The 16,886-nt window shown below is 71.6% G+C and carries 14 protein-coding genes; 3 read left to right on the top strand and 11 right to left on the bottom strand.

The window, feature by feature from the left end; genetic code table 11:
* Positions 1–10: 10 nt before the first annotated feature.
* The 6 genes from BLT28_RS36430 to BLT28_RS36405 all read right to left on the bottom strand — a co-directional run bounded on the left by BLT28_RS36430 (position 11) and on the right by BLT28_RS36405 (position 6,602).
* Positions 11–583, bottom strand: a complete 573-nt coding sequence (locus tag BLT28_RS36430; protein ID WP_081900172.1) for a regulatory protein RecX — start codon at positions 581–583, stop codon at positions 11–13.
* 98 nt (positions 584–681) lie between these two features.
* Positions 682–1,728, bottom strand: coding sequence for a recombinase RecA (recA, locus tag BLT28_RS36425; protein WP_030428639.1), 1,047 nt, complete (start codon positions 1,726–1,728; stop codon positions 682–684).
* 203 nt (positions 1,729–1,931) lie between these two features.
* On the bottom strand, positions 1,932–2,126 hold the full coding sequence (locus BLT28_RS36420) for a DUF3046 domain-containing protein (RefSeq protein WP_030428640.1): 195 nt from the start codon (positions 2,124–2,126) through the stop codon (positions 1,932–1,934).
* A gap of 72 nt (positions 2,127–2,198) precedes the next feature.
* The gene (locus BLT28_RS36415; protein WP_081900173.1) at positions 2,199–3,518 is read right to left on the bottom strand and encodes an MFS transporter; all 1,320 of its coding nucleotides are present in this window, start codon (positions 3,516–3,518) and stop codon (positions 2,199–2,201) included.
* Complete coding sequence (locus BLT28_RS36410; RefSeq protein WP_030428642.1) at positions 3,515–4,672, bottom strand: acyl-CoA dehydrogenase family protein; 1,158 nt, start codon at positions 4,670–4,672, stop codon at positions 3,515–3,517. Before BLT28_RS36410 ends, BLT28_RS36415 begins: the two co-directional genes overlap by 4 nt.
* A 100-nt stretch (positions 4,673–4,772) precedes the next feature.
* Entirely contained in the window at positions 4,773–6,602 is a 1,830-nt protein-coding gene (locus tag BLT28_RS36405) for an Hsp70 family protein (RefSeq protein ID WP_030428643.1), read from the bottom strand.
* A 79-nt stretch (positions 6,603–6,681) separates the two neighbouring features.
* On the opposite strand from BLT28_RS36405, the gene BLT28_RS36400 reads away from it, so the two are divergent.
* Together BLT28_RS36400 and BLT28_RS36395 are read left to right on the top strand one after the other, a co-directional pair.
* Complete coding sequence (locus BLT28_RS36400) at positions 6,682–7,215, top strand: GNAT family N-acetyltransferase (protein ID WP_269459618.1); 534 nt, start codon at positions 6,682–6,684, stop codon at positions 7,213–7,215.
* On the top strand, positions 7,197–7,823 hold the full coding sequence (locus tag BLT28_RS36395; RefSeq protein ID WP_231950538.1) for a class I SAM-dependent methyltransferase: 627 nt from the start codon (positions 7,197–7,199) through the stop codon (positions 7,821–7,823). Before BLT28_RS36400 ends, BLT28_RS36395 begins: the two co-directional genes overlap by 19 nt.
* On the opposite strand, the gene BLT28_RS36390 is transcribed toward BLT28_RS36395, so the two are convergent.
* Positions 7,800–8,876, bottom strand: coding sequence for an alpha/beta hydrolase family protein (locus BLT28_RS36390; protein ID WP_156050722.1), 1,077 nt, complete (start codon positions 8,874–8,876; stop codon positions 7,800–7,802). The two genes, BLT28_RS36395 and BLT28_RS36390, sit on opposite strands and share 24 nt — an antisense overlap.
* 88 nt (positions 8,877–8,964) lie before the next feature.
* Between BLT28_RS36390 and BLT28_RS36385 the strand changes: the two genes are divergently transcribed.
* Positions 8,965–13,626: an ATP-dependent helicase gene (locus tag BLT28_RS36385; RefSeq protein ID WP_030428647.1), complete on the top strand. Its 4,662-nt coding sequence runs from the start codon at positions 8,965–8,967 to the stop codon at positions 13,624–13,626.
* An 11-nt stretch (positions 13,627–13,637) separates the two neighbouring features.
* Here BLT28_RS36385 and BLT28_RS36380 read toward each other — a convergent pair whose 3' ends face one another.
* The 4 genes from BLT28_RS36380 to BLT28_RS36365 all read right to left on the bottom strand — a co-directional run bounded on the left by BLT28_RS36380 (position 13,638) and on the right by BLT28_RS36365 (position 16,783).
* Complete coding sequence (locus tag BLT28_RS36380) at positions 13,638–14,672, bottom strand: 1-aminocyclopropane-1-carboxylate deaminase (RefSeq protein WP_052407114.1); 1,035 nt, start codon at positions 14,670–14,672, stop codon at positions 13,638–13,640.
* A 32-nt stretch (positions 14,673–14,704) separates the two neighbouring features.
* Positions 14,705–15,493, bottom strand: a complete 789-nt coding sequence (locus BLT28_RS36375) for a maleylpyruvate isomerase N-terminal domain-containing protein (RefSeq protein WP_030428649.1) — start codon at positions 15,491–15,493, stop codon at positions 14,705–14,707.
* Positions 15,490–15,939, bottom strand: a complete 450-nt coding sequence (locus BLT28_RS36370) for an SAV_6107 family HEPN domain-containing protein (protein WP_030428650.1) — start codon at positions 15,937–15,939, stop codon at positions 15,490–15,492. Before BLT28_RS36370 ends, BLT28_RS36375 begins: the two co-directional genes overlap by 4 nt.
* Before the next feature lie 469 nt (positions 15,940–16,408).
* Entirely contained in the window at positions 16,409–16,783 is a 375-nt protein-coding gene (locus BLT28_RS36365; RefSeq protein ID WP_030428651.1) for a hypothetical protein, read from the bottom strand.
* Between the last annotated feature and the right edge of the window lie 103 nt (positions 16,784–16,886).

Here is a 16,886-nt window from a genome sequence, read left to right as displayed (position 1 = left end):
CAGGCGGGGGCTAGTCGTCGAGGAGGGTGGTCTCCTCGCCCGCGGCGCGGAGCTCGTCGCGGACCACGCGGTAGGCCAGCCCCTCGGGATAGCCCTTGCGGGCGAGCATGCCGACCAGGCGGCGGACGCGGGCCAGCTCGTCCACCCGCATCACCGAGGAGATCTTGCGGCGGACCAGGGCGCGCGCCCGCTCCTCCTCCGCCTCACTGTCCACAGTGGACGCCGCCTCGGCCGCGGTCTCGCCGTCGACGCCCTTGCGGCGCAGCTCGGCGACCAGGGCGCGCCGGGCCATGCCCTGGTGGGTGTGCCGGGAGCGCACCCACAGCTCCGCGAAGGCGGCGTCGTCGACCAGCTTGAGATCGCTGTAGCGGTCGAGCACCGCCGCGATCACGTCCTCCGGGATCTCCTTGCGCCGCAACGCCTGTTCCAGCTCGACGCGGGTGCGCGGGCGCACCGTGAGCAGGCGCAGGCAGATCTCGCGCGCCTGCTCGACCGGGTCACGCGGGGCCTGCTGCCGCTGGGCGGACTCGCCCGCGACGGAGCCGGGATCGGCACGGCGCCGGGAACGACCGGGCCGGGTCATGGGAGATCACCTCGGTCCTGGCGTTCCCTCCCGCCGGGGAGCCGGGCTTGCCGGACACCCCGGGCGGGAGGACGAACGCGGTTGCGCTGGGCGGAGAACTAGAACTCGACGGGGGCGGGTGCGGCGTCGTCGCCCTCCACCACGGCCGGGCCGATGTTCAGCTTCTCCTTGATGCGCTTCTCGATCTCATTGGCGACATCGGGGTTCTCCCGCATGAACTTGCGGGCGTTCTCCTTGCCCTGCCCGAGCTGGTCGCCCTCGTAGGTGTACCAGGCACCGGACTTGCGGATGATCCCCTGGTCGACACCCATGTCGATCAGGGAGCCCTCGCGGCTGATGCCCTGGCCGTAGAGGATGTCGAACTCCGCCTGCTTGAACGGCGGCGCCATCTTGTTCTTCACGATCTTGACCCTGGTGCGGTTGCCGACGGCGTCGGTGCCCTCCTTCAGGGTCTCGATCCGGCGCACGTCCAGCCGCACCGAGGCGTAGAACTTCAGCGCCTTGCCACCGGTGGTGGTCTCCGGGCTGCCGAACATCACGCCGATCTTCTCGCGCAGCTGGTTGATGAAGATCGCGGTGGTCCCGGAGTTGTTCAGCGCGCTGGTCATCTTCCGCAGCGCCTGGCTCATCAGCCGGGCCTGCAGACCGACGTGGCTGTCACCCATCTCGCCCTCGATCTCCGCGCGCGGCACCAGGGCCGCGACGGAGTCGATGACCAGGATGTCCAGCGCGCCGGAGCGCACGAGCATGTCGGCGATCTCCAGCGCCTGCTCACCGGTGTCCGGCTGGGAGACCAGCAGGGCGTCGGTGTCCACGCCGAGCGCCTTGGCGTACTCCGGGTCCAGCGCGTGCTCGGCGTCGATGAACGCCGCGATGCCACCCGCCCGCTGGGCGTTGGCCACCGCGTGCAGGGCGACGGTGGTCTTACCGGAGGACTCCGGCCCGTAGACCTCGATGACGCGGCCCTTGGGCAGGCCGCCGATGCCCAACGCCACGTCCAGGGCGATGGAGCCGGTGGGGATCACCGCGACCGGTGGCCTGGTGTCCTCACCGAGGCGCATCACCGATCCCTTGCCGAACTGCTTGTCGATCTGGGCCAAGGCAAGTTCGAGAGCCTTGTCCCGGTCGGGTGCTACCGCTGCCATGGGCTTCCTGCCTTGCTTCACTGCCTCGCCTTTAGCCGTCAGATGGGGCCCTGTACCGGGTCGGGGTCGACGCTACGGCGTAGGTCTGACAGTCAACGCGGAGAGGTCGGGATCTGTGGATAGCTGGTGCCGATGTGGACAACACCATAGCCGAACATGTGTTCGAGTCCACCTCGACACGCGGCGGGAGCGAGCGGCGCAGGTCAGCGGCGTTCCGGCGGGACGTCGAACGCCTCGCAGACGGCCCGCCAGATCGCCTTCGGGTCCATCCCGGCCTCCATGGCCTGGTCCACGGTGCGCCCGCCGAGGGCGGAGAACACGTGGGTGCTGGCCATCAGCTCGGCGCGGACCTCGCCGAACTCGTCGTTCATCCGGCTGCGGAAAACGGTGATACGCATCGGGGCCAGGCTACGCTCGGGGGATGTTCGAAGACGACCCCACCGGACTGTCCTCCCCGCTCGGCCAGCTGATCATCGCGGGCGGCCTCGTCGGCGTGATCGTCTACGGCCTGATCTGGTTCCGCCAGAACCGAAAGCGCTGAACAGGCAGAAGACCAGGAACGGCAGCGCGAGCACGCCGACGACCAGCCCCAGCACCCGGTAGGACCACACCGTCACCACCAGGCCCGCGGTGAGCCCGCCGAGCGCGCCGCCGACGTTCATCGCCAGGTCGGACATGCCCTGCAGGACCGGCCGGTCGGCCAGCGGGACGGACTCGGTGAGCAGCGCCGATCCCGACACCACCCCCGCCGACCACCCGAACCCGAGCAGCACCAGGCCCACCGCCAGTTGCGGTGCGTCCTGAGAAGCGGCCGTCCCCGCCACCCCCGCGGCGGCGACCACCAGCCCCGCGCCCAGCGCGAGCACCGGCACCCGGCCCCAGCGGTCGGCCATCCAGCCGAACACCGGGCTCGCCGCGTACATCCCGGCGATGTGCAGGCTGATCACCACACCGACCAGGCTCAACGAGGCGCCGCCGTGGTCCATGTGCACAGGCGTCATGGTCATCAGCCCGACCATCGCGGTGTGGCAGAGCACGATCCCGACCAGCGCCAACCACCCCATCGGGTGAAGTTTGGCCAGGCGGCCGGTCCAGCGCAGCGGGGCGCCGTGGGCGGGACAGGACACCCCCTCCGCCCCGGGCTCCGCGGAGCGCGCCAGCACCAGCGGATCGGGTCGCAGGCCGAACCACACCCAGGCCGCCGCCGCGCCGAAGCCCAGCACGGACACCAGGAACGGGCCGGAGCGCTCGGCGATGCCGATCGAGGCGGCCAGCCGTTGCGCGGGCTCGGCGAGGTTGGGACCGGCCACCGAGCCGATCGTGGTCGCCCACACCACCAGCGACAGCGATCTCGCCCTGCGGTCCGGGGCGGCGAGGTCGGTCGCGGCGTAGCGGGCCGCCAGGTTGGCGGTGCTGCCCCCGCCGACCAGCACCAGCGCGGCCAGCAGCAGCGGCCACGCGCCCAGCGCGATGGCGGTCGCCGCCAGCGCGGCCCCGGCGGCGGCCAGGCCGTAGCCCATGATCAGCGCGGGACGGCGCCCCCTGCGCTCGGCCAGCCGGGCCGCGGGCAGCGACAGCAGCGCGGCGCCGGCGACCACGCTGGTCTGGGCCAGCCCGCCGACCACCTCGGAGCCGGAGAGCGAGGCGGCGGCCAGCGAGCTGACGGTGACGCCGGTGGCCACGCCGACGCCGCCGAGGACCTGGCTGGTGGTGAGCGTGCCCAGCACCCGGCGCTGAACGGCGACCACGGCGGGAGGAGCCGAGAGCCCCTGCTGAACTCCGCCGGTCACGATCTGTCTTCCAGGCCGAGGGACCGGCCGATGATCTCCTTCATGATCTCGTTGGTGCCCGCGTAGATCGCCTGCACCCGGCCGTCGAGGAACAGCTTGGAGATCGGGTACTCGCTCATGTAGCCGTAGCCGCCGTGCAGCTGCAGGCACCGGTCGGCGGCCTTCCTGGCCAGCTCGGAGGTCCACAGCTTGGCCATGGCCGCGTCGGTCGCCGACAGCGTGCCCGCGTTGAGGTCGCGGACGCAGCGGTCGGTGAAGACCTGGGTGACCCAGTACTCCGTCTCCAGCTCGGCCAGCTCGAAGCGGGTGTTCTGGAAGGCCCCGACGCTGCGCCCGAACGCCTTGCGCCCGCGCACGTACTCCTTGGTCAGCGCCAGCGCGGTGCTGACCGTGGCGATCGAGCCGACGGCGACGGACAGCCGCTCCTGCGGCAGCATCGCCATCAGGTGGTAGAAGCCCCGGTTCTCCTCGCCGACCAGGTTCTCCGCCGGCACCCGCACGTCCTCGAAGAACAGCTCGGCGGTGTCCTGCGCCTTCAGGCCGATCTTGTCGAGGTTGCGGCCGCGGGAGAACCCGGCCATGCCGCGCTCCACCGCGAGCAGGCTCAGCCCCTTGCTGCCCGGTGCCTCCGGGTCGGTCTTCACCACGACCAGCACCAGGTCGGCGTTGATGCCGTTGGTGATGAAGATCTTCGAGCCGTTGAGCACGTAGTCCGAGCCGTCCCGGCGCGCGTAGGTCCGGACGCCCTGCAGGTCGGAACCCGCGCCGGGCTCGCTCATCGCGATCGCGGTGATCAGCTCGCCGGAGCAGAACCCGGGCAGCCAGCGGGCCTTCTGCTCCTCGGTGGCCAGCTCGCGCAGGTAGGGGCCGACGACGTCGGTGTGCAGGCCGAACCCGAGGCCGGTGGCCCCGCAGCCGACCAGTTCCTCACCGAGCACGGTGTTGAACCGGAAGTCGCGCTGCCCACCGCCGCCGTGCTCCTCCGGCATGTCGAAGCCGAGCATGCCCAGCTCGCCCGCCGCGGTCCAGATCTCCCTGGGGACGATGCCGTCGGACTCCCACCGGGCGTGCTCGGGCACCACCTCGTCGGCGAAGAACCTGCGCACCAGCTCGCGGAACGCGTCGTGGTCGGCTTCGAAGAGATCACGCTGCATGCCCCGATCGTGGCACGCCCGCACGGCCCCCGGCACTCCGCCAAACGCGCCCGGCCTCCCGGGTTCGCGGTACTGGCGGGCGGCCTGCGCGGTGCGCCGGTCAGGTCCCCGGCTGGACCTGCCGCTCGAAGTAGTCGGCCAGGTCGTTGGCCTTCGGCGCCGCGCCGGAGGTGCTGATCACGGTCATCATCCCGAGCACCGGGCGGTCCTTCACGGTGAAGACGAGGTAACCGACGCCTTCGTTGGTGGTCGCCTGGTAGTGGCCGGTGAGCCCGTTGCCGCCCCAGTCGGCCTCGACCTGCTCCGTCCTGGAGTCGCCGACGACGTTCTTGGCGATGTCCTGCACGATCTCCATCGACGGCGCGTGCGCGTAGGTGACGGTGAGCGTGGGCGCGCCGTTGCCCGCGGGCAGCTGGCAGGTCACCTTGACGCCCTGGATGCGGCCGAGCGCGTTCTCGGCGAGACCCTTCGCACCCGGATCGCACTGGACGTTGTCGGCCACGTCGCCGGCGAGCTGGCGCAGGCACGAGCTGAAGCCCTTGGGGTCGGCCTCGCCCGGCTTCTGGCACTCGCTCGCGCTCGGCAGGCCGGAGCCGTTGAGCAGCACGATGCCGAGCACCACCGCCAGCACCACGACGATCGAGGCCGCGACCCCGATCAGCATCGGTTTGGAGCTCTTCTTCGCCTGCTGCTGGGGGACCTGCGGGAAACCGCCGTACTGCGGCGGGGCCTGGTGCTGCACCGGCTGGGGGCCGGTGGTCGGGAAGGACGGGCCGTTGGTGACCGTCGTCGGGTAGGGCGCGGTCACCCCGCCCTGGTACATCTCCTGCGGCGGCAGCTGGCCGGTGCGCGCGCTGGTCCCGTCCTGGGGCACGTGGTGCGCGCCGAGCGCGACCGCGGTCTCCGGCTGGTCCAGGCTGGTCGGGACGACGCGCAGCCGCTCGGAGATCAGCTTCGCCACCAGTGGGATGCGGCTGGAGCCACCGACGAGGTAGATGCCCGCGAGCGACTCCGGGCTCATCCCGGCGGAGCCGATGGTGTCGGCCAGCAGCTCGATGCTGCGCAGCAGGCTGGGGCGGATCAGCGCCTCCAGCTCGGCCCGCGTGACGAGCACGTCGTCGAAGGGCTCCGGCATCGGCACCTCGGTCTGCGGGTGCCGGGACAGCGCTTCCTTGGCGGCCCTCACGTCCTCGAGGAGGGTGCGGCGGGCGCGCCGGTCGGCGGTCGACTCCGGGCGCAGCACGCGCTGCCACTTGCTGGGGTCGCGGTAGGACACCTCGCGCCCCACGTGCACCAGCAGCGCGTGGTCCACGTCGAGGCCACCGAGGTCGGGCAGGCCGTTCTCGGCGAGCACGACGAAGCCGCTGGGGGTCGCGCCGACCACGGCGACGTCGAAGGTGCCCGCGCCGAGGTCGTAGACGGCCAGCGCCTGCCCGGGCGCCAACGAGCGCTCCGGGAAGGACGCGAAGTGCGCGGCGGCGGCGACCGGCTCGGGCACGAGGGTCAGCTGCGGGCCGAACCCGGCCAGCCGGGCGGCGGAGAGCAGGACGTTGCGGCGGATCGCGCCCCACTGCGCGGGGTGGGTCAGCCGGACCTCGTCCGGCATGGAGCCGCCGAGCTGGCGCTTGGTCTCGTCCGCGACGCGCTGCAGCACGGCGGCCATCGCGTCGGTCACCGTGATGACGGTGTTGCCGAGCAACAGCGTGGTGTCGTCCACGCGACGCTTGGGGTTGGGCTCGAACCGCGCGGGGTCGAGACGGGCCCGCCGTTCGGCGTCCCGGCCGACGACCAGTCCACCGTCCTCGGCGGCGAAGACGGCCGAGGGCATCGTCGCCGAACCGTCGACCTCGACCACACGGGGTGGCCTGCCGTGTGCTGACAACACGGCAACGGTGTTGGACGTACCCAGGTCCACCGACAGGACGCGCACTGCTCTCCCCTTGTCGCCACGGACGCACAGCGTCCGGTTTGGACGCTGGAGTGTGATGCTGCCATGTCGGCGTTAGGCCATGTGGCGGGGTTGCCCAGATTGGCGGTTACGGTCACCTCTCATGGGTCCGTTGCGCACTGACCGCCTCGACCTCGTTCCGCTCCGCGTAGAGCACGCGGACGAGATGGCGGAGGTCCTGTCAGACCCGGCGCTGCACGAGTTCATCGGCGGTGAGCCCGCCACTGCCGAACAACTGCGCCTGCGCTACGAGAAACAGGTGGCCGGTTCACCCGATCCGACCGTGACCTGGGCGAACCTGGTCATCTGGCTACGCGCGGAAGACCGCCTGACGGGCTACGTGCAAGCCACGATCGCCCACGGGACAGCAGAGATCGCGTGGGTCGTCGGCACGCCGTGGCAGGGCCGTGGCATCGCATCCGAATCGGCGCGCGCGTTGGCGGACTGGCTGCGCTCGACCGGTGTGACCGAGATCGTGGCGCACGTGCACCCGAAGCACGCCGCGTCCGGTGCGGTCGCCGCTGCGGCTGGTCTCACGCAAACGGACGCAGTCGTTGACGGTGAGTCGCGTTGGCGGTGGCAGACAACCAGCTAGGTCACGAATGCGTCATAGAAGCGATGCCTTTCAATCACAACGACTTCTATCACCGACGACTCCTACGACACGTGCCGTCGCACTGCGCGGACGCGCTTGATGTCGGTTGCGGCAGCGGCACATTCGCGCGGCGCTTGGCTCGCAAGGCCGGCTGGGTGGACGCGATCGACGCATCGGCAGAAATGATCGACGCGGCGCGCACGCGGTCGCAGGGCGCTGCGAACATCGAGTTCCGCACCGGCGATCTCATGGACATCGAGCCCGCGCGCTACGACTTCGTCTCGTGCATCGCGACCGTGCACCACCTGCCGTCGTTTCCTGTCGCACTTGAACGCTTGCGCGACTCATTGCGACCGGGCGGTGTTCTGGCAGTGCTGGGCCTCTACCGCGAGCGCACCGTTTCCGACTATGCGCTCGCCGCGGCGGCCGCACCCGTCAATCTGGTGCTCAATGCGTTGTCCCGGAAGGACCACGGTGTGTCTGCGCCCGTGAAGGACGCCACGCTGACCTTCGCGGAAATCCGCGCGGACGCTGACCGTGTGCTGCCAGGTCACCGCGTGCGCCGTCATCTCTTCTGGCGCTACTCACTGATCTACCGCAAGCCTTAGGAAGTCGTGGACCAGCTTCTCGTATCGCGCGGGATCTGAGTTCCACGACTCCGTGTGCTCAGCTCCGGGGAACTCCGCGTACTGCATCCGCCAACCCGATTTCGTTGCAGTGTCGAAGAAACCGCGGTTCATCTGCACGGAGCACTGCGTGTCGGCATCGCCCTGGATGAGCAATGTCGGCGGTTTGACGGCCGGCGGGTACTTGATGAGGTCCAGCCGGTCGAGGTCCGTGTCGGTCCGCCACTGCATGATCTGGTGAACCAGCCAGGTCATCACGCTCGGCGCACCGTGCTGCTCCCCTGCGAAGTCACCAACGAGGGGAAGGCTCGTCGTCGGCGCGTCGAGCATCGTCGCCACGGTCGCGTTCGCGAGCGGTGAATGCGACAGGAACTGCCCGACGATCTGACCTCCGTTGGACGCTCCATAAAGCACCACGCGTCGCGCACCTTTCTCTTGCGCGTAACGGACCGCGGACTCGACATCACGCCACTCGTCACCGCCAAGGTGCAACAGCCCGTCCGGCGACGCCGGGGCGCCTTCGTCATTGCGGTAGGTGATCGCGAGCACTGGCAGACCGAGGCGGTTGAAGACGGGCGCGATCGGCATGAGCGCCTTACGACGTCCGTTCTGGCCGTGCACCGCAATCACCCACGTGTCTTTCGCGGCCGGGATGAACCACGCGGGCGCCAGACCGAGTTCAGTCGGCACCATGACCTCTGAATAGTCGAGGCCGAGCGTCGTCTTCGGATCCGAGGGCATGGCACCCCCCACGTAGACCGCGGTCCCGGTCGTCGGGCGGGAACCGCGGAGCAGCGGGCGTTCCACCCGGTCGGGCCCCTGTGCGAGCACATCGCCCATGAGCGCGGAACCTCCGTCCCAGGAGAGCCAGTACGTGCCACGCCTGCGAGCCGCCGATGAGTTGGCGGTGAGCACGACACTGCCGTCCTTCACGGCGAGAACGGTGTCGGAGTGCGTGCCGTGGTTCGGCACGATCTGCTGCCCCGCTGCCCACCAGCAGACCCCGAAGACCCCGCTGACCACCAGGACCAGCACCACTCCCGCCGCGACGGCGATTCCGCGCTTCCTCACGTGTACAGCGTACACATGAGCGGGTGTCAGACCCCTGGGTCAGGATGGGTGCGTGTCCGACGAGGAGGTTCTGCAGCGGTTCTCCGCACCGACCCGCGAGTGGTTCCGCGGTGCGTTCGCCGCGCCGACGGCCGCGCAGGCCGGGGCGTGGAACGCCGTCGCGGACGCCGAGCACGCCCTGGTCGTCGCCCCGACCGGTTCCGGCAAGACGCTGGCCGCGTTCCTCTGGGCGCTGGACCGGCTGGCCGGCTCCGAACCGCCCGCCGAGCCGAAGCGGCGCTGCCGCGTCCTCTACGTCTCTCCGCTCAAGGCGCTCGCCGTGGACGTGGAGCGCAACCTCCGCGCACCGCTGACCGGCATCCGGCAGGCGGCGCACCGGCTGGGCCTGCCGGAGCCCTCGATCACGGTGGGCATGCGCACCGGCGACACGCCCGCCGACGAGCGAAGGTCCTTCGCCCGGCGCCCGCCGGACGTGCTGGTGACCACGCCGGAGTCGCTGTTCCTGCTGCTCACCTCGGCGGCCAGGGAGTCGCTCGCCGGAGTGCGCACGGTGATCATCGACGAGGTGCACGCCGTCGCGGGCACCAAGCGCGGCGCGCACCTGGCCCTGTCCCTGGAGCGGCTGGACGCGCTGCTGGAGCACCCCGCGCAGCGGATCGGGCTGTCCGCGACAGTGCGGCCGATCGAGGAGATCACCTCCTTCCTCGCGGGCGGGCGCCCCGTGCGGGTGGTGCGCCCGGAGAACCGCAAAACGGTCGAGGTCCGGGTCGAGGTGCCGGTGGAGGACATGTCCTCTTTGGACAGACCGGCCGATCCGGTGCCCGAGGAGGAGGAGATCACCGGCTCCGCGGCGGGGGCAGCGCGACGGCCGTCGATCTGGCCCGCCGTGGAGGAGCGCATCCTCGACCTGGTGCGGCAGCACCGGTCCACGATCGTCTTCGCCAACTCGCGGCGGCTCGCGGAGCGGCTGACCTCGCGCCTCAACGAGCTGGCGAGCGAACCCGCGGAGCCGGAGCGGTTCCCGGCCGAGGCGGTGGGCGGCTCTGGCATCACGACCGGCGCGGCTCCGGGAACGATGCTCGACCCCGCAAGCGGGTCTTCGGTCATCGCCAAGGCGCACCACGGTTCCATGGCCCGCGAACAGCGCACGCTGGTCGAGGAGGAGCTGAAGGCGGGCGTGCTGCCCTGCGTCGTGGCCACCTCCTCGCTGGAGCTGGGCATCGACATGGGCGCGGTGGACCTGGTGGTCCAGGTGGAGGCGCCGCCGACCGTGGCCTCCGGGCTGCAACGCGTCGGCCGGGCCGGGCACCAGGTGGGCGCGGTGTCCCGGGGCGTGGTGTTCCCGAAGTTCCGGGGCGACCTGGTGTCCTGCGCGGTGGTGGCCGAGCGGATGGCCTCGGGGTCCATCGAGGCGCTGCGCTACCCCCGCAACCCGCTGGACGTGCTGGCGCAGCACGTGGTCGCGATGACCGCGATGGAGCCGTGGACCGTCGACCAGCTGGCCGCGGTGGTGCGCGGGGCGGCGCCGTTCGCGTCGCTGCCCGACTCGGCGCTGCACGCGGTGCTCGACATGCTCGCCGGGCGGTACCCGAGCGAGGAGTTCGGCGAGCTGCGCGCGCGGATCACCTGGGACCGCGTCACCGGTGTGCTCAACGGGCGGCCCAGCGCGCAGCGGCTCGCGGTGACCTCCGGCGGCACCATCCCCGACCGCGGCCTGTTCACCGTCAGCACGCCGGGCGCGGACGGCAAGGGCGGCTCGCGGGTGGGCGAGCTGGACGAGGAGATGGTCTACGAGTCGCGCGTCGGCGACGTGGTGCTGCTGGGCACCTCGTCCTGGCGGATCGAGGACATCACCCACGACCGCGTGATCGTCACGCCGGCGCCGGGCCAGCCCGCCAGGTTGCCGTTCTGGAAGGGTGACGCGCCGGGTCGGCCGCTGGAGCTGGGGCGCGCGCTCGGCGCCTTCGTCCGCGAGCTGTCCACTTCGGACGAAGAGGCCGCCGTGCGACGGGCGACCGACGCCGGGCTCGACGAGCGGGCGAGGAGGAACCTGCTGGCGTACCTGGCCGAACAGCGCGCGGCCACCCGGCACCTGCCCAACGACAGGACGATCCTGGTCGAGCGGTTCCGCGACGAGCTGGGTGACTGGCGGCTCGTCGTGCACTCCCCGTTCGGCGCGCAGGTCAACGCCCCGTGGGCGCTGGCGATCGGCGCGCGGCTGCGGGAGAAGCACGGCTGGGACCCGCAGCTGGCGCACTCCGACGACGGCATCGTGCTGCGGCTGCCGACGGTGGGGCTGGACGACGGCTTCGAGGACGCGGGCGCGGACATCCTGCCCACCGCCGAGGACGTGTTGATCAACCCCGACGAGGTGGAGCAGATCGTGGTCGCCGAGCTCGGCGGCTCCGCGCTGTTCGCCGCCCGGTTCCGCGAGTGCGCGGCCCGGTCGCTCCTGCTGCCCCGGCGCGATCCCCGGCGCCGGTCGCCGTTGTGGCAGCAGCGCCAGCGCGCGTCGCAGCTGCTCTCGGTCGCCGCGAAGTACGAACGCTTCCCGGTCGTGCTGGAAGCGATGCGCGAGTGCGTCCAGGACGTCTACGACCTGCCCGGGCTGCGCGAGCTGATGGCCGAGGTCCGCGCGCGCAAGGTGCGCGTGGTGGAGGTGGAGACGCCGACCGCGTCGCCGTTCGCCCGCAGCCTGCTGTTCGGTTACGTGGGCATGTTCCTCTACGAGACCGACGCGCCGCTCGCCGAGCGACGGGCCGCGGCGCTGTCGCTGGACTCGGCACTGCTCGCGGAGCTGCTGGGTTCCGAGGCGATCCGCGAACTGCTCGATCCCGACGTGCTGGCCGAGGTGGAGGCCCAGCTCCAGCGGTTGAGTCCCGAGCGCAAGGCGCGCGACGTCGAGGACGCGGCGGACCTGCTGCGCGCGCTGGGCGAGCTGTCCACCGAGGAGGCCGAGGAGCGCGGCGTCGAGCCGGAGTGGTTGGCGGAGCTGGAAAACCAGCGCCGGGTGCTCCGGGTCAGGATCGCCGGGCAGCAGCGGTGGATCGCGATCGAGGACGCCGGCCGGGTCCGGGACGCGCTGGGCGTCGCGCTGCCGGTCGGTGTCCCCGAGGCGTTCACCGAGCCCGTTGCCGACCCGCTCGGCGACCTGCTCGCCCGCTACGCCCGCACGCGCGGTCCGTTCCCCGCGGCCCAGGCGGCCGAACGGTTCGGGCTGGGCGTGGCCGTGGTGACCGGCGTGCTGGAGCGGCTGGCGGGTACCGGGCGGCTCGTGCGCGGTGAACTCCGTCCGCTGGCCAAGGCGGACGAGGCGGGCATGGAGTTCTGCGACGCCGAGGTCCTGCGGCGGTTGCGGCGCGCGTCGTTGGCGAAGCTGCGCGCGGAGGTCGAACCGGTCGAGCAGGCCGCGCTCGGCCGGTTCTTGCCGTCCTGGCACGGAATCGGCGGGAAGCGGCGCGGCGGCCAGTTCGCGCCACGGGCGGCGGCCACGGTCGACGACCTGCTGACGGTGGTCGAGCAGCTCGCGGGCGCCCCGCTCCCGGCGAGCGCGGTGGAGTCGCTGATCCTGCCCGCACGGCTGCCCGGCTACTCCCCCGCCCTGCTCGACGAGCTGACCGCGACCGGCGAGGTGTCGTGGACCGGGTGCGGCTCATTGGCGGGCGGCGACGGCTGGATCGCCCTGGCCCCAACGGATCTGGCCGACCTGTTGCTGCCGGAGGTGGACGAGGAGACCCCGGACGAGCCGCTGCACCGCGCCCTTCTGTCCACTTTGGAGGGTGGAGCGCAGTTCTTCCGGCAGCTGACCGACCGGGTGTCCTCGGTGATGGGCGAGGTCGTCGAAGATCCCGCGGTGATCGCCGCGCTGTGGGACCTGGTGTGGTCCGGCCAGATCACCAACGACACCCTCGCCCCGCTGCGCTCGCTGGTCTCCGGCAAGGGCGCGGCGCACAAGCCACGCCGCTCCGCCCCGCGTGGCCGTTATGCCCGCCTGCGCACTCCACGCCCAGCGATGCCGAGCCGCACGGGTCCGCCCACGGTCGCGGGGCGGTGGTCCCTCGCCCCTGTGCGCGAGACCGATCCGACTCGCCGCGCGCACGCTCGCGCGGAGGCGTTCCTGGAGCGGCACGGCGTGCTGACCCGGGGCGCGCTCGACACCGAACGCGTCACCGGCGGGTTCAGCGGCGTCTACCGGGTGCTCCGCGCCATGGAGGAGTCCGGGCAGGTCGTGCGCGGCTACGTGGTCGAAGGGCTCGGCGCTGCCCAGTTCGCTGCGCACGGCGCGGTCGACCGGTTGCGCGCACTGTCCACCTCGGACTCCAGCTCGGTGCGCGATGCCGAGCAGGTCGCCGTGGTGCTCGCCGCCGCCGATCCCGCCCAGCCCTACGGCGCCGCGCTCGACTGGCCCGCCGCGATCGGCGACACGAAGCACCGCCCCGCTCGCAAGGCGGGTGCGCTGGCCGTCCTCGTCGACGGCCGCCCGGTGTTCTACGTGGAGCGCGGCGGTCGCTCGCTGTTGTCGTTCACCGAGGACGAGCCAGCACTGCGCGCCGCCGCCGATGTGCTCGCGGGAGCCGTGCGCGACGGCTGGCTGGGCCAACTCGCCGTGCAACGCACCGACGGCGAACAGGCCCTCGGCTCCCACCTCGCCGCGATCCTCCGCGACGCGGGATTCCGCGCCACCCCCAAAGGCCTCCGCCTCCGCGCCCAGTAACCCCGGCGGGCTCAGGAGAAGAGGGCGGAGTAGGCGTTGAGGGCGGGCTGGCCACCGAGGTGGGCGTAGAGGACCGTGGCGTCCTTGGCGATCTCGCCCGAGCTGACCAGGTCGATCAGGCCAGCCATCGACTTCCCCTCGTACACCGGGTCGGTGATCATGCCTTCGAGGCGGGCGGCGACGCGCATCGCGGCCAGAGTGCGCTCGTCGGCGATGCCGTAGGTGCCCGCGTGGTAGCGGTCGTCCAGTTCCACCGGCGGCAGGTCCGTGACGCCGAGCAGGTCCGCGGTGCCCGCGGCGATCCGGCCGATCTGCTCCTCGGTGGCCTCGGGCGCGGCCGAGGCGTCGATGCCGATGATCCGCCGGGGCGGGCCGCCGAGCGCCGCGAAACCCGCGATCATGCCCGCCTGCGTGGAACCGGTGACCGAGCAGACGACGACGGTGTCGAAGAAGACGCCGAGCTGCCGTTCCTGTTCCGCGACTTCGGCCGCCCAGCCCGCGAAGCCCATGCCGCCGAGCCGGTGGTCGGAGGCGCCCGCGGGGATCGCGTACGGCCTGCCGCCGTCGGCGCGCACATCGGCGAGCGCCGACTCCCAGCTGGGCCGGACGCCGATGGCGAACTCGGCCTGCACCAGGCGCACCTCGGCACCCATCAACCTGCTCAGCAGGATGTTGCCGACCCGGTCGTAGACGGGGTCCGGCCACTCCACCCAGCTCTCCTGCACCAGCACGCAGCGCAGTCCCGCGCGGGCTGCCGCGGCGGCGACCTGGCGGGTGTGGTTGGACTGCACGCCGCCGATGGAGACGAGCGTGTCGCAGCCATCGACGAGCGCGTCGGCGAGCAGGTACTCCAGCTTGCGGGTCTTGTTGCCGCCGTAGGCCAGGCCGGAGTTGCAGTCCTCCCGCTTGGCCCACACGCGCGCTCCGCCCAGGTGGTCGCTGAGGCGTTCCAGTTCGTGCACCGGCGACGGCCCGAACAGCAAGGGGAACCGCGGCAGTCCCGCCAGCCCCTCGCGCAGCCCGCCGCCTTCGACATGGGACGACATGGCCCCTCCTTCGTGGGGTCGCCAGGGTCACGTTACGCGGTGGCCAGGCGGAGCAGGGCCCACAACTGCGCCGTGGCGTGGCGGTCGCCGACGAGGCGGACGGTGTGGTCGGGCGCGCGGCCCCACAGCCACCGGTACACCGCGGAGGGCGCTCCGGTGATGATCGCGTCCACGTTGGTCAGGCCGGTGGGAACGGCGCGGAACACCGAGATGCCCGCGGGCTCCACCCGCACGTACCAGGCGTGGTCGGAGGTGCGGATCCCGAGCGCGCAGCGGTGCGGGCCGGTGATGCCCCTGGTGCGCAGGCGGTGCCCGAGCCACAGCAACAGCACCTCGTCGACGCCGTCCAGCGCCACGTCCTCGGGGACGTCGAGCACCGGTCCGCCGAGCGCGGCCTGCACGTCGATGCGGTGCACAGTGCTCTCGTGCGCCATCCGCCGCCGCCAGAACCCGTAGGTCTGGTCCTGCGGCCACCACGTGGGGCAGGGCTCCTCCGGTTCGTGCTCACCGAGCTTCACGACCAGGTCGACGAGCCCCGCGCGCAGTTCTTCGCGCCGGTCCACCGAGTCCTGCCGCTCGTCCGGGGCCGGACCGCGTTGCTCCGGCACCGGCCACGCGGGCACACCGCGGTCGCGCATCCAGGCCAGCGCGCCGCGGTAGCCGTCAGCGGCCTGGCGCAGCACCGCGCCGACCGTGAGTCCCGGGCGCCCCGGGACCGGGAGGTCCATGGCTTCGGGAGGCGCCGAGTTCGCGAGCGTCTCGCCCTCGGTCACCAGGACGTCGAGCAGGCGGCCGTGATCGATGAGAGCCGCCCCGCTCACCGCCCCGCCCCGTGCACGATCTGCCGCACCAGTTCGAGGAACTCCCCGGTGCGCCGGACGAGGTCGTCCGCGGTCTCGGCGTCGACCAGCCTGCTGACGCCCGCCTGAACGGCCGCGCGGCGCGAAGACCCCGCGGCGAAGAACGCGGCCCACTCGCGCAGCTCGGGCGCGTTGCGGACGAGCAGTTCCCACACGCTGGCAGGGCGGGCCCGCGCGCGGTGCGGACGACCGCGCATCGCGAGGACGGCGGCGGACGCGCGGATCGCGGCGAGATAGGCCACCGAGTAGCGGTCCGCGGGTGTGGTCGAGCCCTCCGCTTCGCGCAGGGTGCGCATGGCGTGCGCCAGCAGCGAGACGGCCTGGGGGTTGCGCGGTGCGGGAACCGCGGTGCGCGCGTTGTCGGGACGGCGGGGAGACGGGACCGGGAAGTGCAGAGGGACGGACATCTCGGCCTCCTGGGGACGTCAGTGAGTGACGGTGTGCCGAGGGGAAGCCGGCGGTGCCGGGTGGCGGAGTGCTTCCCCCACTCCGCCACCCGGCGTGTCCGCGCGAGCGCCGAGGAGCCACCGGAGTGCCCTGCCTTGAACCCCGTCGGGTCAACCAGCAGGTCACTCCAGCCGTCTCGAACACTCGTTCGAACAACAACAACGATACCCGGGGGGTCTGACAGTCTCAAGCGACCTGCTTGACCTGCTGTTCGAAGCGCGGCCGCCCCAGGGCGACGGCCCGGAACACGGGATCGGCGTGGACCCGGCTTCGAGGTAGTGCAGGGGAAGCAGGTCGGCCATGACCCATCAATCGCTCCTCGCCATCACGGTGGGACAGCACGACGATCGACGAGATCCGGTCAATCCGTTTCGACTGAGCCCGCCGCCGGCAACGGTGCCGGCGGCGAGTCCCTTGGGAGGTTCCGGCTTACCCGATCCAGTAAGTACCGCTCACGTGACCGTAAACGCCGGGCGGGACCACCGCACTGGCGCGGACCTGCACCCTGATCGTCCGAGAGGTGTCGTTGTACCAGAGCTTCAGATTGCCCGACGTTCTCTGACCGGTCTTGCCCAGGTAGTGGTTGCCACTGGTGTTGTACGCCTTGAAACCCACCGGATAGGCATTCGACCTGAAGTTGACCCAGATCGATTTCCCGGACGCCACCGGGAACGACTTCCCGCAGTCGACGCTCCAGGCGGGCGGATTGCAGGAGAAGGAATGCTGGGCGGCGGCAGAGGCAGCCGGACCGAACGCGACCGTGGCGAACACGGCGGCGCAGAGTGCGATGACAGCACGAGACATGGAATACCCTTCATGGTTTTCCCCGACCGCGTTCGAGCGTATTCACGGCAAAGATTTCCGCAAATCAGCCCGAGCCTTTTTCGCATCGCCGCAAAGCGCAGGC

The sequence above is a fragment of the Allokutzneria albata genome (assembly GCF_900103775.1).
In the GTDB taxonomy this organism is placed as follows: Bacteria; Actinomycetota; Actinomycetes; order Mycobacteriales; family Pseudonocardiaceae; genus Allokutzneria; species Allokutzneria albata.
The sequence above is the reverse complement of the archived record's forward strand: the minus strand, read 5'-3'. Positions and strand labels throughout refer to the sequence as shown.